At 58.2% G+C, this 23,198-nt stretch carries 20 protein-coding genes and 6 pseudogenes; 12 read left to right on the top strand and 14 right to left on the bottom strand.

All coding sequences use genetic code 11. The annotated features are described in order from the left end of the window. Positions 1–187: 187 nt before the first annotated feature. The 7 genes and pseudogenes from IPP88_21615 to smpB all read right to left on the bottom strand — a co-directional run bounded on the left by IPP88_21615 (position 188) and on the right by smpB (position 6,237). The gene (locus tag IPP88_21615; GenBank protein ID MBL0125181.1) at positions 188–853 is read right to left on the bottom strand and encodes an ABC transporter ATP-binding protein; all 666 of its coding nucleotides are present in this window, start codon (positions 851–853) and stop codon (positions 188–190) included. After that, positions 850–1,640: pseudogene (locus IPP88_21610) on the bottom strand (ABC transporter permease). Before IPP88_21610 ends, IPP88_21615 begins: the two are co-directional and overlap by 4 nt. A 13-nt stretch (positions 1,641–1,653) precedes the next feature. Then, a pseudogene (locus IPP88_21605) lies at positions 1,654–2,729 on the bottom strand (hypothetical protein). 393 nt (positions 2,730–3,122) lie between these two features. After that, positions 3,123–3,347, bottom strand: coding sequence for a type II toxin-antitoxin system HicA family toxin (locus IPP88_21600; GenBank protein MBL0125180.1), 225 nt, complete (start codon positions 3,345–3,347; stop codon positions 3,123–3,125). Further along, positions 3,344–3,559 carry a type II toxin-antitoxin system HicB family antitoxin gene (locus IPP88_21595; protein ID MBL0125179.1) on the bottom strand — a complete coding sequence of 72 codons (216 nt, stop codon included), beginning with the start codon at positions 3,557–3,559 and terminating at the stop codon, positions 3,344–3,346. The genes IPP88_21600 and IPP88_21595 overlap by 4 nt, the downstream gene beginning before the upstream one ends. 85 nt (positions 3,560–3,644) lie before the next feature. Then, on the bottom strand, positions 3,645–5,087 hold the full coding sequence (locus IPP88_21590; GenBank protein ID MBL0125178.1) for a mannose-1-phosphate guanylyltransferase/mannose-6-phosphate isomerase: 1,443 nt from the start codon (positions 5,085–5,087) through the stop codon (positions 3,645–3,647). A 711-nt stretch (positions 5,088–5,798) separates the two neighbouring features. Next, positions 5,799–6,237: pseudogene (gene smpB / locus IPP88_21585) on the bottom strand (SsrA-binding protein SmpB). A 56-nt stretch (positions 6,238–6,293) separates the two neighbouring features. On the opposite strand from smpB, the gene IPP88_21580 reads away from it, so the two are divergent. Both IPP88_21580 and IPP88_21575 read left to right on the top strand, forming a co-directional pair. Further along, on the top strand, positions 6,294–6,734 hold the full coding sequence (locus IPP88_21580; protein MBL0125177.1) for a type II toxin-antitoxin system RatA family toxin: 441 nt from the start codon (positions 6,294–6,296) through the stop codon (positions 6,732–6,734). After that, the gene (locus IPP88_21575; protein ID MBL0125176.1) at positions 6,731–7,033 is read left to right on the top strand and encodes an RnfH family protein; all 303 of its coding nucleotides are present in this window, start codon (positions 6,731–6,733) and stop codon (positions 7,031–7,033) included. Before IPP88_21580 ends, IPP88_21575 begins: the two co-directional genes overlap by 4 nt. Positions 7,034–7,045: 12 nt before the next feature. Here IPP88_21575 and IPP88_21570 read toward each other — a convergent pair whose 3' ends face one another. The 7 genes from IPP88_21570 to IPP88_21540 all read right to left on the bottom strand — a co-directional run bounded on the left by IPP88_21570 (position 7,046) and on the right by IPP88_21540 (position 11,684). Then, positions 7,046–7,504, bottom strand: coding sequence for a hypothetical protein (locus IPP88_21570; protein MBL0125175.1), 459 nt, complete (start codon positions 7,502–7,504; stop codon positions 7,046–7,048). Further along, entirely contained in the window at positions 7,501–8,715 is a 1,215-nt protein-coding gene (locus IPP88_21565) for a hypothetical protein (GenBank protein MBL0125174.1), read from the bottom strand. Before IPP88_21565 ends, IPP88_21570 begins: the two co-directional genes overlap by 4 nt. Positions 8,716–8,733: 18 nt before the next feature. Continuing rightward, entirely contained in the window at positions 8,734–9,117 is a 384-nt protein-coding gene (locus tag IPP88_21560; GenBank protein MBL0125173.1) for a hypothetical protein, read from the bottom strand. 119 nt (positions 9,118–9,236) lie between these two features. Continuing rightward, entirely contained in the window at positions 9,237–9,479 is a 243-nt protein-coding gene (locus IPP88_21555) for a hypothetical protein (protein ID MBL0125172.1), read from the bottom strand. Beyond that, the gene (locus IPP88_21550) at positions 9,464–10,837 is read right to left on the bottom strand and encodes a hypothetical protein (protein MBL0125171.1); all 1,374 of its coding nucleotides are present in this window, start codon (positions 10,835–10,837) and stop codon (positions 9,464–9,466) included. The genes IPP88_21555 and IPP88_21550 overlap by 16 nt, the downstream gene beginning before the upstream one ends. Before the next feature lie 24 nt (positions 10,838–10,861). Then, complete coding sequence (locus IPP88_21545) at positions 10,862–11,329, bottom strand: DUF4124 domain-containing protein (protein MBL0125170.1); 468 nt, start codon at positions 11,327–11,329, stop codon at positions 10,862–10,864. A 31-nt stretch (positions 11,330–11,360) separates the two neighbouring features. Continuing rightward, positions 11,361–11,684: a hypothetical protein gene (locus IPP88_21540; GenBank protein MBL0125169.1), complete on the bottom strand. Its 324-nt coding sequence runs from the start codon at positions 11,682–11,684 to the stop codon at positions 11,361–11,363. A 234-nt stretch (positions 11,685–11,918) separates the two neighbouring features. On the opposite strand from IPP88_21540, the gene guaB reads away from it, so the two are divergent. From guaB to IPP88_21490, 10 genes and pseudogenes are all read left to right on the top strand, one after another. Continuing rightward, complete coding sequence (gene guaB / locus IPP88_21535; protein ID MBL0125168.1) at positions 11,919–13,379, top strand: IMP dehydrogenase; 1,461 nt, start codon at positions 11,919–11,921, stop codon at positions 13,377–13,379. A gap of 9 nt (positions 13,380–13,388) precedes the next feature. After that, a complete protein-coding gene (locus tag IPP88_21530; protein MBL0125167.1) occupies positions 13,389–13,940 on the top strand; it encodes a cysteine hydrolase in 552 nt (183 codons plus the stop codon). A 28-nt stretch (positions 13,941–13,968) separates the two neighbouring features. Then, complete coding sequence (locus IPP88_21525) at positions 13,969–14,574, top strand: glutathione S-transferase family protein (protein ID MBL0125166.1); 606 nt, start codon at positions 13,969–13,971, stop codon at positions 14,572–14,574. A gap of 67 nt (positions 14,575–14,641) precedes the next feature. After that, positions 14,642–15,844, top strand: a pseudogene (locus IPP88_21520) (TCR/Tet family MFS transporter). Between the two features lie 37 nt (positions 15,845–15,881). Beyond that, a pseudogene (gene guaA, locus IPP88_21515) lies at positions 15,882–17,460 on the top strand (glutamine-hydrolyzing GMP synthase). Between the two features lie 55 nt (positions 17,461–17,515). After that, complete coding sequence (locus IPP88_21510; protein ID MBL0125165.1) at positions 17,516–18,334, top strand: hypothetical protein; 819 nt, start codon at positions 17,516–17,518, stop codon at positions 18,332–18,334. Beyond that, a complete protein-coding gene (locus IPP88_21505) occupies positions 18,331–19,209 on the top strand; it encodes a nucleotidyl transferase AbiEii/AbiGii toxin family protein (GenBank protein MBL0125164.1) in 879 nt (292 codons plus the stop codon). Before IPP88_21510 ends, IPP88_21505 begins: the two co-directional genes overlap by 4 nt. A gap of 47 nt (positions 19,210–19,256) precedes the next feature. After that, the gene (locus IPP88_21500) at positions 19,257–21,656 is read left to right on the top strand and encodes a DEAD/DEAH box helicase family protein (protein MBL0125163.1); all 2,400 of its coding nucleotides are present in this window, start codon (positions 19,257–19,259) and stop codon (positions 21,654–21,656) included. Positions 21,657–21,693: 37 nt separating this feature from the next. Then, positions 21,694–22,852 (top strand): annotated as a pseudogene (locus IPP88_21495) (hypothetical protein). An 18-nt stretch (positions 22,853–22,870) separates the two neighbouring features. Continuing rightward, entirely contained in the window at positions 22,871–23,194 is a 324-nt protein-coding gene (locus IPP88_21490; GenBank protein MBL0125162.1) for a hypothetical protein, read from the top strand. Positions 23,195–23,198 lie beyond the last annotated feature (4 nt).

The following is a 23,198-nucleotide window of genomic DNA, read 5'->3' as shown; positions in this document are numbered from 1 at the left end:
GCCGCTGCTCTGGATGAGCCCTTCAACCTCCAGCCCTCGATCAGGCGCAGGCCGCGGAATAGCAGGCGTCGCTTCGCGGGATACCCGCATGGCCGTCGAGCGCAGGCCGCATTTCGAGCAAAATCTTCATCATGCACCGTGGCTCAGCCGCGCAATCGTGCTGGCCGGAATGATTGCCGATCCGACATTAAGCCGGGAGGAGATTCTTGAGCCGATTGTTATAAAAATCGTAGGCCTCATCGACGGTATCAAATGGATAGAGCTTTCCTTCGTGCAATACGCTGGCCCGCTCGCAATAGAGCTTGATCACATTGGCATCATGCGTCACGAGAATGAATGCCCGGTCTTTGCGCTTTTGGAACATTTCGATGTGGCATTTTTCGTGAAAGCGCACGTCGCCGACCACCATTGCCTCATCGATCAGGAAACAATCGAATTCGATTGCCATCGAGAGCGCAAATGCCAGCCTGGTCAGCATGCCGGTTGAATAGTGCATGACCGGCTCGCGAAAATATACGCCGAGCTCGGTGAAGTCCTCCACGAACGGAATGAGCGGCTTGTAGTCGACGCCATAAATTCGGCAAACGAACTTCAGGTTGTCCAGGCCTGTCAGAAGCTGAAATGCGCCGCCGAACGCGAGCGGCCAGGAGACGCTCATGCCGCGTTGAATATGACCGGACGTCGGCTTCTCCGCGCCACTGATGAGACGGATAAGTGTAGATTTGCCGGCACCGTTTAACCCAAGGATGCCGATGTTCCTGCCGCGTTCCAGACGAAAACTTACGTTGTCGAGAATCGTCCGCGGGCCAAATCGCGTGGAGTAAGTCTTGCTGATGTTTTCAACCGAGATCATCGCCCTTCGACCTTTTCGCCGGCGTCACGTACAAGATAGAGTCCGGCCAGCGAGAGCATGAGGCAGCAGATCGCCATGTAGCCCGCATCATAGTGTGCCTTTACTGCGTTGCCAAAATAGCCTTCGCGCAGCATTTCCACTCCGTGCACCATTGGCAGCAGCAAAACAATTTTCTGAAACGCCGGCGCAAGCCAATCCACCATAAAAACGGCGCCCGAAAGGGGAAAGAGCAAATACGAGGCTGGGCCCCATAGTTTTTCGACTATATCGCTGTATGCAGTCCCCGCGCCAATGACCAAGGCCATCACTGTTCCAAACCACGCCAACATGAACCATCCGAAGATGACTTGCAGCATATCAACCGGCGCCGCCATCCATCCGATTGAGGTGAAAAACGCAGCCAATATGGCAAAGGAACCGGTGGCGCCGGCAATTTCAAGGACACTTCGCGTCAGAAAAACATCAATTACTTTGACGTTGCGGTGAAACAGCAATGGCAGATTTGCTTTAATCGCCATGACGGAGCGGTTCGCACAGTTGCGCCAAAGCAGCACGGACGAATAGCCGGTCACGGCGAAGGCGACGATCGGCATGCTTGAACCGTGGTTCATGCCCATAGCAGTCCAAGCGTCGCAACGCCAAGAGTAAACAACATTGGCTCCGCGATCAACCACAACGCACCGAGATTGTCGCGGCCGAAACGCGTAATGACTTCACGCATCATCAGCGCGTGCAATGTCCTGCTCTGGATCGTCAGCGAACGCAATATTGAAACGTCACCATTCATCTTTGATGCCCGGCTAGTCCGTGTGTTCTTTGATGCTGGCCACCAGCAGGCTGATCACGCCCCACGCGACCAGCCCTAGCACAAAAACCATCAACACCGATCGTATCCGCCGCGGCTCGACGGCCTTGTCCGGCAAATTGGGTTGCACCAGCCGTTCCAGATAAAGCTGTTTGCGTAGCGCCTCGCTTCGCGCAGATTCCAGAGATGCCAAGGCGGCGCCAAGCTGTTTTTCGGCGAAAATTTTGTCGAGCGCCAGGCGTTCAAAGGCCGCGGATTTTGAGGTCAACGAGCCATGCGCCGCCGGCGACCTTCGCGGTTTCGTTGGCGATGGCCTTGCGCAATTTATCGACGCGGTTTTTCAGCGAGGCGACTTGCGGATTGTTCGGCGAGACCCGCTGAATCTGCGCGAGTTGGGCCTGCCGTGGTAGACAGTTCTTCCTTGCAGTTTCGACACGCCCTGCAGTTGCAGCGCGGATTGCCGGTCGGGGTCAAAGACGGTTTGCGTATTGGATCGATAGCCGGCGAGCGCGACCGCAGCCTTCTTTACTTTTTCTTCGGCCACGCCCACTTCCTGCTCGGCGGTCTTGATGAGGTCCTGCCGGCTGCGGTCGTTCAGGTTGTTCACCAGCCGTTCGCCCATCTTCAGCAACAGGTCGTTGATTTTTTTCGAGTCCTCGGCCGTGAACGCGCGTACTTTCAGGATGGTAATCGACGAGACGGTGTCGTAGTCGATTGTGACGCGGCTGCGATAGTAGCGGTGGAATGCTTCAAAGCTGTCGTCCCAATCCAACCCCGGAAAGCGATTGATGATGTCCGCGTCCTTGCTGGAGTAAGCCTTCCGTATCGCGAGTTGATCGTCCAGTTCCTTCAGCGCATCGCGCGAGAGCACGAAATCGTGAACCGAATAGGTGTCGTCCTGCGAACGTGCAAATCCGGTGCCTTGCAGCAGAGCGCCCAAACCGCTCTGCGCGGAACGCTGCGGCTGCGCACCACGAAACGCGATTCGGAGATGTACACGTCAGACGCGACGAGGCCGTAATAGATGATCGCGAGCGTCGTCGGCAGGATGACCGTCAGGAACAGGATCACGTTGAATCGCTTGCGCGGCGATTTGTGGGCCGGGAATGTTTGGGGGTTGCGTTCAATGCCGTTGTCCGATGGTGGAAGTGGGGTTCATGTGTGTCGTGGTTGAGGGTAGCATGCCGCTACCTTGAGGTGCGAAGCGCATGCAGGGTGCATGTAGGGTGCATGACAAACGGAAATCCGTCTATTGAGATTTCCATAAATCAATTCACCGTTCGGGCTGAGTTATCGAAGCCTTATCACCCTTCGATACCTCAGGGCGAACGTGAATACTGGCTGTCACAAATATTGGAAAGCACAATAGCCCGTTCGTGGTGAGCTTGTCGAACCACATGCTGATTTTACTTAATCAGCCATTCTTTAGGGGTAGGGTGCAATGGCAATGGGTGGCTGACACGCTCACAATAACCTGAGCGTATCTTCACGACTCAATTCGCAATCACGAAGAATTTTCGATAGCAGACCGGGGCCAATTGTTTCGCCAGCGTGGAAAGGAACGACCGTGGTCCGTCCATTTGCATTGCGAAGGAAATGATGACTACCCTTCACGCGCACGACAATGAAACCGGCTTTGGCCAAGGCAGAGAGCAGCCCTTTGCCTGTAACAGCGGGAAAAGTGGTCATGCCGCGACAGTTACGCGCTGAACGCCCACAAAATCAAGACTTTCGAATGATTGCTCTTGTACTTCCAGGCAAAGTTCGATGGCTTCGCGGATGCGCGACATGAGCTCATCAAGAGATTTCGCCTGCGAATGACAGCCCGGCAATGCGGGAACAGAGGCAACGAAATAGCCTGCTGAATCTCGCTCAACCACGACATCAAATTGGTGGGTCATTTTTGGCTCCATGGCTGGATTCTACGCCAAGTGTTCAGCAATCATAGGTCCATTCGGCATCGCTTTGTTGCGTGCGCGCGACCGTTTACTTCGCCGCTTGCACGCGCCCATAAATATCATCGAACCGAACGATGTCATCTTCACCCAGGTATTCGCCGCTTTGCACTTCAATCATCACCAGGTCAATCAGTCCGGGGTTTTCGAGCCGGTGTTTGTGGCCGGCCGGGATGAACGTGGATTCGTTGGTGTTGAGCAGCTTGTCCTTGATGTCGTTGACGATCTTGGCCATGCCATGCACCACGATCCAGTGTTCGTTGCGGTGGTGATGCATCTGCAGCGATAGCGACGCGCCGGGTTTGACCTCGATGCGCTTGATCTTGAAACCGACGCCTTCTTCAAGCACCGTGTAAGTTCCCCACGGGCGATACACGGTGCGGTGCAGCTTGTAGCTTTCGTGCCCCTTGGCCTTGAGTGCGGCGTAGATGTGTTTCACGTCCTGCGCGCGGCTGCGGTCCGCCACCAGCAGTGCGTCGGGCGTATCGATGATGATCAGGTTATCGACACCGACCGCGCCCACCATGCGCGCGCCACTTTGAATGTAGTTATTCGTCGAATCGTGCAGCATGGCATCGCCCAGGATGCGGTTGCCATTGGCGTCGGGCGCGGATAGCTCACCCACGGCATCCCAGGAGCCGATATCGCTCCAGCCAATCTGGCAGGGCACCACCGCCACGTCTTTTGATTTCTCCATGACGGCATAGTCGATCGAAATATCCGGCACCTTCGCGAAGGTGTCGGTATCCAGCTCCATTTGCGCAAATTCCACGCCTTGCGCGGCGCCTTCTGCTATGCGTGAGAGCGCGATGCACGCTTGTGTGGCCGTCAGCACCTCCCGAAGGCAATAGCGTTCATCTCCTCGTAGCATCGCGCCTGCGCTGAAGCAGAACATGCCGGAATTCCACAGATAGTCGCCGGATTCGACGTAGGATTTCGCGATCTCCAGCGATGGCTTTTCAACGAACCGCACGACGCGATTGCCGTCCGCCTGGATGTACCCATACGCGGTCTCAGGGATGTTGGGCTTGATGCCAAAGGTCACCAGGCTACCGGCCTGCGCAAGCTTCACCGCCGCGGCTACGGCGGCGGCAAAGGCAGGCAGATCGGCGATCAGGTGGTCCGCCGGCAATACCAGCAGGATTGCATCCTCGCCATGGGTCTTGGCGACGTGGAGGGTGGCCACCGCGATGGCTGGCGCCGTGTTGCGGCCAAACGGTTCGAGAATGTACGACGTCGGCATCTTCGCTTTGTTGACTTCGCGATACTCGTCCTCGGTCTTAAAGAACAATTCCCGGTTGGTCACTGTGATCACCTCGGTCACGTTCGCCAGCGTCGCGCCGCGCAGGAATGCCTTCTGCAGCAGACTTTGGCCATCGGCCAGCCGAATAAACGGCTTCGGATGAGTCTCGCGTGAAACCGGCCAGAGGCGCGATCCGGCGCCGCCGCAGAGGATGGTGGGAATGAGGTTCATATTTGGTGTGGCCCTATAAAGTCCTTCTCCCCCGGGAGAAGGGTGGGGATGAGGGGAAACGGTGGCACAAGTGACGCAACATCCGCAATCCACCCCACAAGGTCAAATCTTACTATGCGATGCCCGGCTTGTGAGGATCACGCCGACATGTTTGCGCGATGCAAGCCCGCAGAAAATAGATCAAGCCCGCACAGTGCGGGTTTGGTATAATCCGTTTCCGTTTTACGTCCCACCGAATTCCGTCTGTGTGACACACAAGTCAATGGTGAAAGCGTGGCTCAGCGGTAGAGTCCTGGATTGTGATTCCAGTTGTCGTGGGTTCGAACCCCATCAGCCACCCCAGAATAGAAAAAAGCCACCCTCGCGGTGGCTTCTTTCTATTCTGGGGTGGCTGATGGGAATGAGGAATGTACTTCACCTCGACCAGGCACAGCCGAATCATCCAGAAGGGTACTTCTATCAACCTCATTTCCGTTCGCCCTGATCCTTCGAGTCCCTCAGGACAGGGTACGCTGCGCGTATCGAAGGGCATTCCGGACGCAAATGAATCCAATGCCTTACATTGGTGTGCTTCGATACCTCAGCACGGACGGGGAGTTATTAGAAGTCCCAGCATGAACCTCAAGCGCTGGCGCGCCCTCCAAGCCGAAAAATGCCTGAAAGCCCCCGCCAAATGGCGTTCTGCGTCATTTTATCCCGCAAAACGAAGAATTACCCGACCCGCTTCTTCATCAGTTGCTCCTGCTCGCGCTTCCAGTCCTTTTCCTTCTCCACATCGCGCTTGTCGTGCTGCTTCTTGCCTTTGGCGAGGCCGATTTCGAGTTTGACGAACCCGCCCTTGTAGTGAAGATTAGCGGGACCAGCGTAGCCGCGCTGTTCGATCTTGCCGACGAGCTTTGGTTTCATCCGCCTTCAGCAGCAGTTTGCGGGTGCGCACCGGGTCGGGGATGACGTGGGTGGACGCCTCCGGCAGGGCGGAGATATGCGCGCCGATCAGACAGTTCACCTGTTTGAGGATCACGTAACCTTCCTGATCTGCGCGCGGCCGGCGCGGATGGCTCACTTCCCAGCCATGGAGTACGACGCCCGCTTCGTAGCGCTCTTCGATGAAGTAATCGAAAAAGGCTTTTTTGTTGTCGACAATGCTCATAAGCCGGAATTATCCCATGGGATGCTTGCGCCCCGGTCGGATAGAATCTGATTGCCATGGCCCACGTCGAAAAATCTGCCCTTGTTCCCTATTCCGCCGCCAAGATGTACGAATTGGTGGACGATTGCGAGCGCTATCCGGAATTCCTGCCATGGTGCGGCGGCGCCGAGACGCCCGTGCGCGATCAGACGCGAACGCTGGCGACCATCCATATCGACTATCGCGGGATCCGGCAGTCCTTCACGACCGAAAACACCAAAATCGAAAATGTCGAGATTCAAATGAATCTGCGTGAAGGGCCATTCAGCGAACTCGAAGGTAAATGGCGATTTCAGGCGTTGTCGGATTCGGCGTGCAAGGTGTCGCTGACGCTCGATTACGGATTTTCCAGTACGTTGCTGGAGAAAGCGGTCGGTCCCGTGTTCGGCATGATCGCCAACACTATGATCGAACGTTTCGTGACGCGGGCGGAAGCGCTGTACGGCGACCCGGTGTGAGCGTCTTGCGGGTGCGTGTAGCTTGGGCGGAGCCTGAATCGCAAGGCGAAATTGCCGTGGAATTGCCGGAACCCGCGAACGTGCAGATGGCCATTGATGCCGCATGTCAATCGGTGCCCGGGATCGCGACGATTGCGGCGAACGCGGTGGCTGTCGGCGTATGGGGCAAGGTACGTGCCCGCGATCATTGGCTGCGTGACGGCGATCGCGTCGAGTTCTATCGTGCACTGCAAGCCGACCCGAAAGATGCGCGTCGCGCCAACGCAAAACGCTCGCCGGATAAAACGGGAAAGATGTGAAGTGGAGATTGGCTACTTCTTGCCAATCACCTCAAACCGCAATCCGACCCAATCGCCACCCTTGCGCAATACGCGATTGATACGAACCCGAAAATTATTGGTTTTGGTGGGAAGGCTGAATACGTTTTTCAAGCCGAAATCACCGCTTGGCAGCACCAGGGCATCGGATTTTCCATCCTGGTCGCGCCCCGGCAGGTAAATCGCCGGAACGGGCGGATTGCCAGGGTCGGGCATGGCATCGCGGGCATTGGTATAGCGATAAAGGGTCATCGGCAATGGGCGATAGGAAAGCATTTCAACGCCCAACAGCGTGTCACCCTGCGTGTCCTGGGTGCGCTGGGTCAGTTTACGTACGATCACGCCGAGCATGAAGTACGCGAACCCATCCGGCTTTACCGCCAGCAACTGTCCGACGCTAATGCGATCGCCGGTCGCGCGATCCACGATCAGGCCGATGCCCTTTGAACTCATGTCGTGAATTTTCCAGCGGGTCTGGAGCGTATCGGATGCCGGTGGGACCGTCGCTGCGGATGTCTCAATGGCGGTCGATGCGTTGCCCGTGGCCCGGCATTTCCAGGGTGAGCTGGAGGCCGCCAAATTCCGCGTGCGTGGTCCCGGTTGCCGCAGGCCGGCGGGATGTGCGGGGTCACGTTGCCGGCCTCGCTGTTCATCGCCCGTCGTGCCTCGCTAAACCCGAGCCGTACTTCCGCCGTCAAGTTTTCAACTGGTTTGCGTACCTCAATGCGCGACGCGCTGGCCTGCAAAAGTGTGGCATACAGGCGCTCAATGGTCGTCAGCAGCGCAACATGCTCTTCCATCGAGAATGAATCGGATGCACCGCGGCCGCGATACGGGTTGCCGGTGCGTAGCTGCGCGCGCACCGCCTCGACCTGCTCTTTCAGGCCTTCGATACGCGCATAGCGGTAGGATGGCTTGGCCGCGCTGCTTGTGACCAGTTGCAGGCCTGCCATGAGGTTGAGATCGACAAACAGCGCATGCGAACGCGGCGAGTAGGTTTCATCGAACGCGTACTCTGTTGTCCACTCCGCCAGCCATTTATCGGCGATTTCAATTTGCGGTACGGTCAGGCTGCCGGTGTTCAATACTTCCAGCATCAACGCACGCAAATACAGCGACTGCGCGGTGACGTCGTATTTCGCCTCGACAGCAAACAGTTCGATCGGTGTGTTGGCGAACCCGTGGCTCTCGGCAAACTTGTAGAGCGCATGCAGGTCCGGCCAGAGGGTGGGCTTGATCGGTTCGTGGCGGAAGAAGCACCACTTTATCGCCGCGCCATGGTGATACAGGGCGAAAGCGACGATGCGTTGCAGCAGCGGTTCGGCGTCTTCTTTGGTCCACTCGCCGCGCCGCTGCACAAGAGTCTCCAGCGTCTTGGCCGCCACGCTGTGCATCAGGTGCAGGTCATGCGCGAATTGCTCCGCCGCCGTTTTTTCGGTGATGGCAAAGAAAGCGACTTTGTCGGATTGAATGACTTGATACAAACGGTTTTCGAATGCAACCAGTTCGCGGACCGCTTCCGCCGCAATGGGCGCCGGCGTATCGGCAAATGCCTTTACGGTTCCAATCAGTGCCATGCACTGCGCGCCAGTCTGCGGCGCCGGGGCATCCAGCGCTGTCGACATGGGGAGGGAATCGTGTTCGGGTGACTTGCCTGTTTGCATTTTTTTTGCCGCTACTTGTTACGCCGATCCGTCGGCAGTCGCGAAACGGGCCGTGATGGATTCAAAGTCAGCGCGACTGACGCCGTGATCATCCAGCAATGCCAGGCGCAGGTCGGACATCAATGCGTCAGAGGTAAAGTCCATGGGGGCATTGAGCCAGTTTTCGGCAATCGGGTCAAAACGCGTTTCTCCCGCCAGCAGCGGGCTGCCGCTGGCCGCAAACAGGGGATTGCCGGGGTCTAGCTCGTGGCCGACATGGCGCACCTTTGGCCACGCCGCAGTATGGCTGAACAATACATGGAATTTACCGGCCAATTCGTGGAATTCGGCGGCCATGTTTTCGAGGCGAAAGATCTCGAACTGGGCCAGCCAGAAACGGATTTCCTGCGGGCGTTCTTCCACCGCGAAGGTGAGCAGTTCGCTGGCCTTTTCGCGGCCGTTGCCCTTGTCGCCTTCTTCGTAATAGAGCCGCGCCGCCGTGATGACCGAATCGGCATCGTCGATCGAAACCGTATTGCTTTTCAGCTCGGGAGCGCTCGTGCATGTACCTGCAGGCGCCGCACTCTATCCTCGGGGAGCTTCTCGTCCATCCCAACCAGAAAATCGACGGCGGTCGCGGTATTCGCATCGAGTTCGTAGCTTGCCGGCGTGTCGTCGAAAACGACCGGTGCATCCACTTGGTGGTGAGTGTCGATCCTGGCCCCGACAGTGCCACGACCCGCCGCCATATCGGCCTGCCAAATCTCGGTCAGTTCGTCGGGCACGCCGTGTACTGTTCGAAAATGGGCGTCGCCGGCTGGTTGCTCCGTCGAAGGGGTGTCGCCAACTTCTTCATTCTCCCAATCATCGAATGCGGCGTCGTCCGAACCCGCCCCGTGGATTTGCCCTGTGTGGATTCTGCCGTCGCTGCGCTGGAGCGTTGCGCACTCGTCGCGACGGAATTGCGGATTTTTTTCGATTTGCCATCGCGGCGCGACCAGGCCCGGGACACCAGCATCGCAAGCAGTACAACGACGATTCCCCCCAAGGCCAGCGGCGACGTGAGATAGCCGATAATCTTGTCGGCGATCGATTCCCTCGGGCGGATGGGTTTCTCGATTGGGCGGGCTGCTGGCGTGGCGACGGGTGCGGCCGGCTCGGCGGCGGCGGGAGGCACCGCTTCAGTTGGTGTTTGCGTGATAGTCGCTGCCGGTGCCGCGCCGGATGAAGCGGGCGCCGCGGACCGAATCGGCAGTTCCGCGGTCTGTTTCAAATGTATTTCATTGAGGCGCTGTTCCATCTGCTTCACCGTGTTCTTCAGTGACAGCAGTGCCGCGACCTGATCATCCGCATCGAGCATGAGTTGTCTTTCGCGCAACTGCCGGCGTTGCGCTTCGGATACGTTGCGGCTTCGAGACAGGTCTATTGGCGAGCCGGAAAGGCGCAATGAGAAGCCTTCGCCGCGGACGGCGGTTTCAGCTCTGGCGGCAGCTTTGGCCGCGGCCCAGGTGGCGGCGATGGCTGAAGATCGTGCTGCGTTGGTTGCCGCGCTTGCGTTTCCTGCAGGGGCTGCCGGTACAGCAACGGCTGCGGCGTTTCTTAGTGGTCGTGTGCCTTCAATGCCACGTGGCTTGCCTGATTTACCCCGCGTCATCGAAGTGGGCGGCGAAACCGGGCGCGTGCGCGCTTCCGTTGCCATCGACACTACAGGCGGCGCGATGAACGGCGGCGGATCAAGCAGTACCGTGAAATCCCGATCGAACGCTGGTTCGCCGGGACAGCCGATGCGTATCGAAAATCGCGCAACCGGCTCGTTGTACGCATGATGGCTGCGGATTTGCAGGTAACGCGAACTGCGCAGTTCCACCATCGTCAGGATCAGATCTTTACGCCGCAGCGCGTTTTCGTGCCGATCATTTTCGATGACGGATTGGCAAATTCCGCCGCTATCGGGTGACGTTGAGGCGGCGAGCGCAACCCGCAGATTCAGTGGCTCGCCGAGGAATGAGCGCACCTCAATGTCGCCCAATACCGGATTCTGCGCACTTGCAAACGGTATGAAGATGCTGGAAAGAACCAGCGTCCTGACCAGTCCATTGAAGCCATCAAAAACCATTGCATCACGCTCGCGAAACTTCTTCAAGGCATGAATACAACGACGCATGCATCAGGCTTTACATGATGCGGCGGCCGCGGCGCGTACCTTGGTAAGTTCGGCTTCACGCTCTTCTTCGGTCATGACGTTGATCTCGCCCTTTTCGTTGGTACGGCGAATCGGCCGTCCGCTCTCCAGATCGCGCAAGCCGGCGCGGGCCGATTTGCAGTTCTCTTCGGCGATTTCGTCATTTTTTCGTGTTGCTTCCGCTTTCTTGGCACTGTCCGCCACGTCGGTGCGGCGTTTGTCATAGTCCTTGGCGCGATCCTGCAGAGTTTTCGCGGGCGTGTTGGCGGTTGATGCCACCGGCGCACTGGTCTCAACTTTCTTCGCCTCGGCCTTCGACGACCCCGGCGGAGGTGGCGCATCGCTGTATTGCACTTGGCCATCCTTGTCTACCCACTTGTAGACCTGTGCCGCGACAGTCGCGGTCGCCAGCAAAATAGCGATGGCAATGAATAATTGAATCGGGGATTTCATGTGGACCACTCCTTGCAACATGTTCAGGTATTTACCACTTGACCGGCGGTAGCGCCGTTTGTTTGATTGAAAGTGCGCATAGCGCCACCACTTCCTTTGCGTGCACAAGGGTCGCGCTGCTATCCAGTATTTGCGCGGCTGCACGCGCTTTGTTCAGGTGCTCAACGGCAGCGGTCCACAATGCACGCTTTACCCGCGCTTCAATAACGCTCTGCTCGGCGGCCTTCAGTGCGGAATCCGCTTCCGCCGTCAGTTCAATTGGTTTGGCGACCGGGACGATGACAATCGGTGCGATCGGTGTTGCTTTGGGTGGCTCGGGGGCGACACAACCGCCGACCAAACCGAGCAAACCCATGCTTGCCACCGCCAAACCAGCCCCTTTGCGGTATTTTGCGCCAATTTTTGCGAAAAAATCTGGAAAAACAGCCAAAAGTATATTTATTGTCAACGGGTTAGCCAAAGAACTTCGCCTAGATTCGCTAAGGTAATCGTAAATATCCTTCGCGTCAACCGAATATGAGCATTGTGCGCCCGATTTTGAAGGTAAATCCGGCTCGCGTATAATGCTGATTTTGTCGGAGTCAAAAACGTGAAAGTCGTCAAAAAAGCCCTGACCTTTGATGATGTGCTGTTGATCCCCGCGCATTCTGCTGTTCTTCCCCGCGACGTTTCCCTTCAAACCCGTCTGACCGCCAAAATCGGCCTGAATATCCCGCTGCTGTCCGCGGCGATGGATACCGTCACGGAGTCGCGCCTTGCGATTGCGCTGGCGCAGGAGGGTGGCATCGGTATCATTCACAAGAACATGACCGGACAAATGCAGGCGGCCGAAGTTCTGCGGGTGAAGCGATTTGAGAGTGGGGTGGTCAAGGATCCAATTACGGTCACGCCGGATATGAGTGTCCGCGATGTGATCGCGTTGACCCGCAAACATAATTTCTCGGGACTTCCGGTGCTCGTCGGCAAGAAGGTGGTGGGCATCGTCACCAACCGCGATCTGCGCTTCGAGACAAAGCTGGATCAACCAGTCAAGAACGTCATGACGCCGAAGTCCAGGCTGGTGACGGTGAAAGAAGGAACGACCCGCGAAGAAGCACTCGCGCTGATGCACAAGCATCGACTGGAGCGCGTGCTGGTGGTGAACAAAGCCTTTGAGTTACGCGGCCTCATCACGGTGAAGGACGTGCTGAAATCGAGCGAACATCCTTTTGCCTGCAAAGATGACATGGGTCGCCTGCGTGTTGGCGCCGCGGTCGGCATTGGCGAAGGCACGGACCAGCGCGTTGAATTGCTGGTGGAAGCTGGCGTTGATGTCATCGTGGTCGATACCGCGCACGGGCATTCGAAAAATGTGATGAACCGCGTCAAATGGGTGAAGAAACATTTTCCGCAAGTCGACGTGATCGGCGGCAACATTGCCACCGCCGCTGCGGCGCTGGCACTCATGGATCATGGTGCGGATTGCGTGAAAGTCGGTATTGGGCCAGGCTCGATCTGCACCACGCGCATTGTCGCGGGAGTGGGCGTGCCGCAAATCACGGCCATTGCCGACGTCACGGCGGCGCTGGCGAAACATGGCATTCCCTGCATCGCCGATGGCGGGATTCGCTTTTCAGGCGACATGGCGAAAGCGCTGGCAGCGGGTGCCTCGACGGTGATGCTCGGCGGGATGTTTGCTGGCACGGAAGAGGCGCCCGGCGAGACCGAGCTCTATCAAGGGCGTTCGTACAAGAGCTATCGCGGTATGGGTTCGGTGGCCGCGATGCAAAAAGGATCTTCGGATCGGTATTTCCAGGATCCGCAAAACAATGCCGACAAGTTTGTGCCGGAAGGCGTGGAGGGTCGCGTGGCGTACAAGGGCAGCATGCTGGGTGTCGTGCATCAGTTAACGGGCGGATTGCGTTCCAGCATGGGCTACCTGGGCTGCAAAACCATCGACGAAATGCACAAGAATGCACAGTTTGTCGAAATCACGTCTGCCGGCATTCGTGAGTCGCACGTGCACGATGTGCAGATCACCAAAGAAGCGCCTAATTATCGCGTCGATTGACGCTCGCCGATGAGCAACGAAAAAAACCAGGCACTATTGGTCATCGACGTACAGGTGGGTATTGCCCGCGGGAAGGACATGCATGCCGGCTGGCCAAAAATACTCGGCAATATTGTCGATCTCATTGCGCGTGCGCGCGAAAATGAATTGCCGGTGGTTTTTGTTCAGCATGACGGAGGGCCGGGAGACCTGTTGCAGCCGGGACGCGATGGCTGGGCATTGTGCCCGGAACTCGGCGTGCTGCCGTCCGATATCATCGTTCGCAAGGACGCCTGCGATTCGTTTTTCAATACGAGCCTGGAATCGGTATTGCGCGCGCGCGGTATCCAGCGCTTGATTGTCGCCGGTTGCATGACCGAATACTGCGTGGACACTTCAGTGAGGCGCGCGGTGTCGCTGGGCTTTGATGTCACGCTCGCCGCGGACGCGCACGGGACGTGGAATTCGCCCACACTCAATGCCGATCAGGTCATCGATCATCACAATCGCCTGCTCGACCAGTTTTCGGCCGGTCACGCCGCCGTCACCGTCGCGCCGGCATCGGCCGTGGCATTTTCCTGAGTGGCTGAAACCGCCATGCTGAAATTGTTTGGTTCACCCGGAATGGGCTCCGCTGCCGCCGAAGTGGTTCTGCAATTGGCCAATCAACCTTACGAGGTACATCAAGACGTCGTTCTGGGATCAGAACGAGCAATTTGCCGAACTGGTAAAAGCCAATCCACAAGCCAAGGTTCCCACGCTGGTGTTCGAAGACGGTACGGTGATGACCGAGAGCGCCGCGATCCTTCTCCATTTTGCCGAGAAGGTTCCGGGCCTGATTCCGCTGGAACCGGCGAAGCGTGCGGCGTTTTTTCGCTGGATGATTTTCATCCCGGCAAACATTTACGCCATGTTTGACATTGGTGATGAGCCGTCGCGCTGGGTCGACGGCGACGCATTGCAGGCGGCGCTGAAAGAAAAATCCGTCGAGAAGCAGAAGTTTTTCTGGGGCTTGCTGGAACAAAGCCTGTCGCCGGCACCCTATGTGCTTGGTGAGCACATGACCGCGTTGGATATTTACATCACCATGGTCAGCCGCTGGCGTCCCGGACGCGACTGGTTCAATGCGCAATGCCCGAAGCTCTCGAAAGCGGTCGCCTTGACCGAGCAACATCCGGTGGTCGCGAAAGTTTGGGAGAAGAATTTTGGAAAGTAGCACAACGGTAGATGCCGCGAGTGGCAAACCGGCCAAGGCCGCCAAGCCGGTGGGCCTGAATTTCATCATGGTCTGTGTCTTCATCGACATGCTGGGAATCGGACTTGCGGTGCCTGTATTGCCGGTGCTGGTCGGCCAATATGTCGAAGGTCGTGAATTGCAGGCACATTGGTACGGGGATCCTGGCGATGGTATTCGGCCTGTGCCAATTCCTTTGCATGCCGCTGCTCGGCGCCCTGTCCGACAAGGTCGGCCGCCGGCCGGTGATGCTGTATTCGATGATTGGCATGGCAATCAATTTTTTCTCGACCGCGCTGGCGACCAGCCTGGCGATGCTGTTCATTGGTCGTGTCGTCGGCGGCTTGTCCTCGGCGAGCGTGTCCGTGGCGAACGCCTATGCGTCCGATGTGAGCACGCCGGAGACGCGCGCGAAAGCGTTCGGCATGATCGGCGCGTGCTTCGGCATGGGGTTTATATTCGGTCCCGTCATCGGCGGGTTCCTGGGCAGCATCGATCTGCACTTGCCTTTTTATGTGGCGGGCGGATTGTGCCTCGCCAATTTTATTTTTGGCTATTTCTTTGTGCCGGAATCATTGACGCGCGATCGTCGCAACCACTTTTCGTGGGCCAAGGCGAACCCGTTTACCGCCCTCGTCGGCCTGGCGCGACGCGTGGAGATTCGCGGACTGGTGGCGGTGTTTGCGCTGGCGAGCCTTGCGCAGATTCTGTTGCACACTGGGTGCTGTACACCAACTTCGCTTTGGCTGGGGACCATTTTGAAAACGGTCTGTCGCTGTTCTGCAGAGGCATCACGGCTGCCGTGGTGCAGGCCGGACTGCTGGGGTGGCTACTGAGAACATTTGGCGAAGTGCGTCTGTCTCTGCTTGGGCTGATCTCCGGCGCGGTGGTCTATGCGCTATACGGACTCGCCACGCAAGGCTGGATGAGGTACGTCTTCATCCTGGTGAACGCGCTGGCCTTCGGCGCCGTCCCGGCAATGCAGGGCATCGTGTCGAAGCAAACCGATCCCAAGGAGCAAGGTGCATTGATGGGTTCCCTGCAATCGATCAATAGTCTGGCCGTCATCATTGGGCCGCTGATCGGCGCCTCGCTGCTCGGCGTTGTCAGTCAGTATCCGCAAGGAGACTTCCGCATCGGCACCGTGTTCTTCCTGTGCGCAGCATTGAATATGGTGGCGGTGTTCGTTGCTTGGCGCTACTTCAAAAATCACGCGATTTGCTCCACTCCCTACATTAAACCCCTGCGTTAAACCCCAACGCTAACCTCCACCGTCAATCGAACAACAAATGTCCGACAAAATCCTCATCCTCGATTTCGGTTCGCAAGTCACACAGTTAATCGCGCGCCGTGTGCGTGAAGCAGGTGTGTATTGTGAACTACATCCATTTGACATGTCCGACGAGGACATTCGCCAGTTCAATCCACGCGGAATTATTCTGTCAGGCAGCCACGCCTCCGTTACCGAAGATGGCACCGCGCGTGCGCCGCACGTGGTATTCGAACTCGGTGTGCCGGTGCTGGGCATCTGTTACGGCATGCAGACCATGGCCGCACAGCTTGGCGGCACGGTCGAGACGGGACGGGTGCGTGAATTCGGTTACGCCGAAGTGCGCGCGCGGCCACTGAAATTGCTCGAAGACATTCAGGATCGCTCCAACGCGGAAGGTCACGGGTTGCTCGATGTGTGGATGTCGCACGGCGACAAAGTCACGGAGTTGCCGCCCGGATTCAAGGTGATTGCCTCGAACGACACCACGCCGCTGGCCGGCATGGCCGACGAAGCGCGTGGCTTCTATGCCGTCCAGTTCCACCCGGAAGTGACGCACACCCGCCAGGGACGCGCGATCTATAACCGTTTCGTCCACGAGATCTGCGGCTGTGATGGATCGTGGAACATGCCGGACCACGCGCCGCACGCGATCGCGCATATCCGCGAGCAAGTGGGCAGCGAGGAAGTCATTCTCGGCCTGAGTGGTGGGGTGGATTCGAGTGTCGCGGCGGCATTGGTCCACCAGGCGATCGGCGATCAGCTCACCTGTGTGTTTGTCGATACCGGCCTGCTGCGTTTGAATGAGGGCGAGCAGGTGATGGATATGTTTGGCAATCACATGCACATGAAGATCATTCATGTTGACGCGGCGGACGAATTTCTCAGCCAGCTGAAAGGCATCTCGGACCCCGAGCAGAAGCGCAAGATCATCGGCCGCGTGTTCGTGGAAATCTTCCAGCGCGAAGCCGCGAAATTGCCGTCGGCCAAGTGGCTCGCGCAGGGGCACCATCTATCCGGACGGGATCGAAAGTGCGTCGGCCAAAACCAAGAAAGCCCACACCATCAAGTCGCACCACAACGTCGGCGGCTTGCCCGAGTCGTTGCACTTGAAGCTGCTGGAACCCTTGCGCGAATTGTTCAAGGACGAAGTGCGTGAACTCGGCGTGGCACTGGGCCTGCCGCGCGAGATGGTGTACCGCCATCCCTTCCCCGGGCCGGGACTGGGCGTGCGTATCCTCGGCGAAGTCACCAGGGAGGCGGCCGATCTGCTGCGCCGCGCCGATGCCATTTTCATTGACGAGTTGCGCGCAACACTGGATGCGGACGGCGTCAGCTGGTATGACAATGTTGCGCAGGCGTTCGCGGTCTTCCTGCCGGTGAAAAGTGTCGGCGTGATGGGAGACGGGCGTACTTACGAATATGTGGTGGCCCTGCGTGCGGTGCAGACCACCGATTTCATGACGGCGCATTGGGCGGAATTGCCGTATTCGCTGTTGGCGAGGGTATCGAACCGCATCATCAACGAAGTGCGCGGGTTTAACCGGGTGGTGTATGACGTTAGTGGCAAGCCGCCGGCGACGATTGAATGGGAGTGACCCAAATCATATGCGAAACAATTGATTATTTGTCGAGTTTTGCGTATGTTATGGCATGGCTTCCATCGATTCTTACCTCGACGATCTGCTCAGGCACGGTCGCGCTTGCTTCTCCCGGAATGATGTATCCGCTGCGCTGGGCCTAAAGCCGCAGGCACTAGCCGCGGCGCTCACGCGTGCAATCAGCAAGCACCGGCTGGCGAACCCTAGGCATGGCTTCTATCTGATCCTGCGCCCGGAAGACCAGATCGCCGGCGCGCCAGACCCAGTGAAGTGGATTGACCCGCTGATGAAGCATCAGGGGATCGACTACCGTATTTCGCTGCTGCGCGCGGCGGCATTCCACGGCTCTTCGCATCAGGCCAGCATGGTCTTCCAGGTCGTCGTCCCGCGGCAGTTGCGTGACGTAATCATGGGTCGTCACCGCCTGCAGTTCCTCTATCAGCGGCCCGAGGCATTCGCTCAACTCAACAAGCCCGACCTGGTCGATCAGATGAAGAGCGATGCCGGCTTCGCAAAGGTGGCCGGCGTCGAACTGACGCTGCTGGATTGCGTACGCTACTTCCACAAGGCGGCCGGCATCAACGGCGTCGCGCATGTCGCCAAGGACATCGGCGCAAGGGCCAATCCGCGCGCGTTGACGAAGGCGGCTGCCGCGTATGAAAACTCGGCTGTACGTCGGCTCGGATATTTGCTCGAACGCGCGGGGCACGGTCGCCAGGCCCGTGCGCTGGAGCCGTTCGTCAGTCAAGCCAAGACGACGCTGTCACTGGATCCCGCCGTGAAGCCCATCGTGGCGGCACTGGCGCAGATTCACGAGAGAAACGTGAAATGGAAGCTCATGATCAATGAAACGGTGGAGGTCGCAGAATGATTCCCACCGCCTTTCTGCAGGCATGGAGTGTCAAGGCGCCTTGGCCCGACTTGAGGCAGATCGAGCAGGACCTGATCATCAGCCGCGCGCTGTGCGACCTGTTCAATGCGCCGGCACTGAAGGACAAGATAGCGTTCCGGGGCGGAACGGCGATCCACAAACTGCTGTTCAAGCAGCCGCTGCGCTATTCCGAAGACATCGACCTCGTGCAAATGAAGGCAGAGCCCATCGGTGCGACGGTCGACGCGATCCGGGAAGCACTGTCGTGGCTTGGAAGATGTCAGCGAGAGCAGGCAGGTCACTCGATGCATCTGGTGTTCAAGTTCACACCGGAGGGCGATTCCCAAGCAACGCTCAAGCTCAAGGTCGAGATAAACACTCGCGAGCACACGAACCTGCTCGGTATCAAGCGGTATCCCTTTGCATTGGAAACCGACTGGTACCGAGGAAAGACCGAGATCGCGTCATTCGAGCCCGAGGAACTATTTGGCACGAAGCTGCGCGCGCTACTGCAGCGACGCGCGAGCCGCGACCTTTTCGATTTGCATCAGGGACTGGAGCAACTTGCGCTGGCCCCGGAAAAAGTCATCGCATGTTTTGATCACTATCTGGCAATGGAAGGCAAGCCGATCACGCGCGCAATGGCCGAGCAGCGCATGCTTGAAAAGCTCACTCGGAGTCTGACAGAGGACATCACTCCGTTGCTGCCGGTGGGGATTCAATTTGGAGAACTGGATGCGATCCATGCCTTCGAGCGGGTTTGGATAGAGCTGATCGCGAGGATGGGCGGGGAGGGGTGGAAGCTCGCGGAATCGGTCCTCGAAGAATTGCGTGAAAAAAGGTTTCCGGGACTTCTGACGTCGCGGGATCAGTAGCGGTGTGCGTACTTATATGGACGACTTGATTGCCGGTTATGGGGCTCATGGTTGAACGCGATCCATCGGTGGAGTTAAAGGCCGAAAACGCCCGGCTCAGCGCGCGGCGGTATGCGAACGGCATTCAATGGCGCATCCAGCAGTCAGAGCGCTCGTCGCCTGCCTCAACGCCGGAGTCATCACGGCTCTCCACGAACGAGAAGGTGGCGCTGTTTCGGCGGTTATTCCGGGGGCGCACAGATGTCTACCCGATTCGTTGGGAGAGCAAGACGTCGGCCAAGTCCGGTTACTCGCCGGCCTGTGCCAACGAGTGGCGTGCAGGTGTCTGCGAAAAGCCGCGCATCAAGTGCGGGGACTGTAGCAACCGAATGTTGATTCCGCTGACCGACTCGGTCATCTTCGACCATCTGACCGGTGAGCACACGGTCGGTGTCTATCCCCTGCTGGAGGACGAAACTTGCCATTTCCTCGCCATCGATTTCGACGAGGCCGAGTGGAGAGATGACGCCCGCGCCTTTGTACAGTCGTGTTGCGAACTTGGCGTGCCCGCTGCCCTCGAGATTTCGCGCTCGGGGAAAGGGGCGCACGCCTGGGTATTTTTCGCCGGCAGGGTCTCGGCCCGCGATGCCCGTCGCCTGGGCACGGCCATCATCAGTCACACCTGTTCGCGAACCCGGCAATTGAAGTTGGAGTCTTACGACCGCCTGTTTCCCAATCAGGACACGATGCCCAAGGGCGGCTTTGGCAACCTGATCGCATTGCCCCTGCAGAAGGTGCCTCGTGAGAACGGCTGCAGCGTTTTCGTTGATGCGGAATTGCATCCCTACCACGACCAGTGGGCGTTCTTGGCGTCCATCCATCCGATGGCACCGCATGACATCGAGCCGACCATCCTGCGTGCGACGGGCAGGGCGCATCCACTGGATGTCACTTTCATCGACGAAGAAGACTTGGCTACGCCGTGGCAGCGTTCGGCCCCGTCGACGAAGCAGCTGCCGGGGACAATGCCGAAGTCACTCACCGTGACGCTGAGCAATCTCATCTACTTCGAGAAGGCGCAACTGCCGCAATCGCTGGCCAACCGCCTGATCCGCCTTGCCGCGTTCCAGAACCCGGAGTTCTACAAGGCACAGGCGATGCGGATGTCGGTCTGGGACAAACCGCGCGTAATTGGCAGTGCCGAAAACTACCCACAGCACATTGCCCTGCCGCGCGGATGCCTGGATGCCGTGCAGGAATTGCTGAGACACAACGGCATCCGCAGCGACCTCCGTGAAGAGCGTTACGGCGGAGAGCCGCTGGACGTCACCTTCTTCGGTAAGCTGCGTCTCGATCAGCAATCGGCGGTTGCCGCAATGCTGAGGCAGGACACTGGCGTGCTGTGCGCGCCTACCGCCTTCGGCAAAACGGTCGCGACGGCAGCGATGATCGCCAAGCGTGGCGTGAACGCCCTGGTACTAGTGCATCGCACCGAGTTGCTCAAACAGTGGCAGGAACGTCTGCAGGCCTTCCTCGGCATCGGCAAGGGCGTGATCGGCACAATCGGCGGCGGCAAAGCCAAGGCCACAGGGAAGATCGACATCGCGGTGATGCAGTCTTTGTCACGGCAGGGCGAGGTGAATTCGCTGGTCGAGAACTACGGTCACGTCATCGTGGACGAATGCCACCACGTCGGCGCGGTGTCATTCGACGCCATTCTGAAGCGCGCCAAGGCGAAATACGTGCTCGGTCTGACCGCCACGCCGTTCCGCCGCGACGGCCAGCAACCGATCATCTTCATGCAGTGTGGCCCGATACGGCACACAGCAGCAAAACCTGCTAGTGCACCGCACGACCTCGAGGTGGTACCGTATTCGTTACCCGCACGGATCGACCTGCCGACCGACGCCGGAATTCAGGATGTGTTCCGGCACCTCGCCAACGATCAGGCTCGCACGACCGCAATTTCCGGTGAAATCGAACATGCCTTCAACCACGGACGCAAGGTGCTGGTGTTGACCGAACGCACCGACCATCTCGCTGCCATCGCGGCGGCTTTGGACGGAAAGATTCCGTCTCCATTTGTCCTGCACGGCCGGATGTCACGAAAGCAGCGCGCCGCGCTAATTGGGCAACTCGAGGCTTTGCCACCGGAAGCTCCGCGCGTACTGCTTGCGACCGGCAAACTGGTAGGGGAGGGCTTCGACCATCCTCCTCTGGACACCCTGGTTCTGGCGATGCCGGTGTCGTGGAAGGGAACCTTGCAGCAATACGCCGGGCGTCTGCATCGAGAGCATGCGACCAAGACTGACGTGCGGATTATCGATTTCGTCGACATGGGCCACCCCGCGCTACTACGGATGTGGGAGAAGCGCCAGCGCGGATACAAGGCCATGGGGTATCGGATCAGGAGCGGCCTGCCATCGATCGCATCGTGGATCCGACAGATTCAAAGGGAATATGTTTGAAATGAAGATAGTCTAATTTCGCGCAAAATCACTCGACATGAGCGAATACCAGTACTACGAATTTGTTGCGATCGATGAACCATTGACGCCGAAGCAAATGGCGGAACTTCGCTCGCATTCGTCTCGCGCCAACATTACGCCGACCAGCTTCGTAAATGACTACCAGTGGGGCAATCTCAAGGGAGATCCAGTCGACTGGATGCAGCGATACTTCGACGCCCACGTTTATGTTGCTAACTGGTGTACTTGCAGTCTGTACTTGCAGGTGCCAAGGGGTGCTTTCGATGCTGAGACCTCCGGACCTTTGAAACTGAATCCGCTTTTTCGGTGGAGCAGACGAAAACACATTGGCTGTTCGAATGGGCACTGAGCGAGAGTGACAACTACGATCGCTTTGCCGAGGAGGATGGGCGGGGATGGATGGGCAGGTTGACTCCATTGCGCGACGAACTGCTGCGTGGCGACATGCGTTCACTTTTATCTCGGCTGGCTGGCCGGCGTGAGCGCTGGCGTAGTCGACGACGAGAGCACCGAGCCCCGCCACCGCCTGAGCTTTCCCGACTGACCGCTGCGCAACACTCGCTGGCAGAATTTCTTGAAGTAGATGAGGACCTGCTGACAGCAGCCGGACTGTCCGACCAGCAAGCTACAAAGCCCGATGGGAAGAGCGATGCGGAACTGGACGCCTGGATCGCCGAACTTCCAACTGCAGAGAAAGCAGCGATGCTCAAACTGCTCTTGACAGGGCACGCGCAGCAAGCCGAGCGTAGGCTGAGATTGCGCTACCTTGCCTGGCAGCGCGAACAGCGGCCAAAGGAGTGGCGGAACTGCGGCGCCGTACCGTCATGGAACTTCAAACGCCGGCTGTGTCCGCTGCCGAAACGAGAAAGACGAAGGAAGCAGCACAGCGCAAAAGGGCCGAGGCCGAGCGGCAGGCCAAGCGGGAAGCCTACCTGTGCTCGCTGGCTGCCAATTTCGACCACTGCTGGCGGAATGCCGATAAGCGAGCCGACCGTGGCATCGCCTCTGCCTAAGAGGAGGTAAAATGTGCCCTCGTCGATCTATCTGATGCCTATGCTCTTTGCGCCTCCCGCGCTGACTTCGACCGTAAATTGCCCCAATTCATGGTCCGGCATGGAAAACGCGGCGCCTTGGCCCGACGTCTGGCTGACGCGGGACTCTGGAAGAAGTCGTAGCACTGATAAAAGGTGAGAATGGGAAAGACAGCGAAGTTCACCGCGAAATACCTGGATAAGCTGATCGAGGAGGCGACTACCGACGCCTACAACGAATCGGAGCAGGCTGGCTGGTTCTTCACCATGATCGAGAAAAATCTCGCCCTTCCGTTCGTGACCCAAGTGCTTGGGCAGAAAGTGACGGTTGCCGAACTCGATATCATCAAGCGGGGCGAAATCGTCGCCATTTACTCGCGTGGAAAGTCGACTCAAGCAATTCCAATCCTCGATCTGCCGATGCCGAAGCAGCGGCAAGAAGGTGCAGAATGGATTGATGCTTACCGCCGCTGGTACGGATATTGATGGG

The sequence above is a fragment of the Betaproteobacteria bacterium genome, assembly GCA_016720925.1.
Classification (GTDB): Bacteria; Pseudomonadota; Gammaproteobacteria; order Burkholderiales; family Usitatibacteraceae; genus UKL13-2.
Note: the sequence above shows the minus strand (reverse complement) of the source record. Positions and strands in the feature narration are given on the sequence as shown.

Excerpts from the sequence above, each read along its gene's own strand:
- IPP88_21545 (MBL0125170.1), bottom strand. The coding sequence starts at position 11,329 with ATGAAATCCCCGATTCAATTATTCATTGCCATCGCTATTTTGCTGGCG.
- IPP88_21490 (MBL0125162.1), top strand. The coding sequence starts at position 22,871 with ATGGGAAAGACAGCGAAGTTCACCGCGAAATACCTGGATAAGCTGATC.
- IPP88_21510 (MBL0125165.1), top strand. The coding sequence starts at position 17,516 with ATGGCTTCCATCGATTCTTACCTCGACGATCTGCTCAGGCACGGTCGC.
- IPP88_21530 (MBL0125167.1), top strand. The coding sequence starts at position 13,389 with ATGAGCAACGAAAAAAACCAGGCACTATTGGTCATCGACGTACAGGTG.
- IPP88_21590 (MBL0125178.1), bottom strand. The coding sequence starts at position 5,087 with ATGAACCTCATTCCCACCATCCTCTGCGGCGGCGCCGGATCGCGCCTC.
- IPP88_21540 (MBL0125169.1), bottom strand. The coding sequence starts at position 11,684 with ATGGGTTTGCTCGGTTTGGTCGGCGGTTGTGTCGCCCCCGAGCCACCC.
- IPP88_21580 (MBL0125177.1), top strand. The coding sequence starts at position 6,294 with ATGGCCCACGTCGAAAAATCTGCCCTTGTTCCCTATTCCGCCGCCAAG.
- IPP88_21565 (MBL0125174.1), bottom strand. The coding sequence starts at position 8,715 with ATGCAAACAGGCAAGTCACCCGAACACGATTCCCTCCCCATGTCGACA.
- IPP88_21615 (MBL0125181.1), bottom strand. The coding sequence starts at position 853 with ATGATCTCGGTTGAAAACATCAGCAAGACTTACTCCACGCGATTTGGC.
- IPP88_21570 (MBL0125175.1), bottom strand. The coding sequence starts at position 7,504 with ATGAGTTCAAAGGGCATCGGCCTGATCGTGGATCGCGCGACCGGCGAT.
- IPP88_21505 (MBL0125164.1), top strand. The coding sequence starts at position 18,331 with ATGATTCCCACCGCCTTTCTGCAGGCATGGAGTGTCAAGGCGCCTTGG.
- IPP88_21600 (MBL0125180.1), bottom strand. The coding sequence starts at position 3,347 with ATGACCACTTTTCCCGCTGTTACAGGCAAAGGGCTGCTCTCTGCCTTG.
- IPP88_21595 (MBL0125179.1), bottom strand. The coding sequence starts at position 3,559 with ATGACCCACCAATTTGATGTCGTGGTTGAGCGAGATTCAGCAGGCTAT.
- IPP88_21500 (MBL0125163.1), top strand. The coding sequence starts at position 19,257 with ATGGTTGAACGCGATCCATCGGTGGAGTTAAAGGCCGAAAACGCCCGG.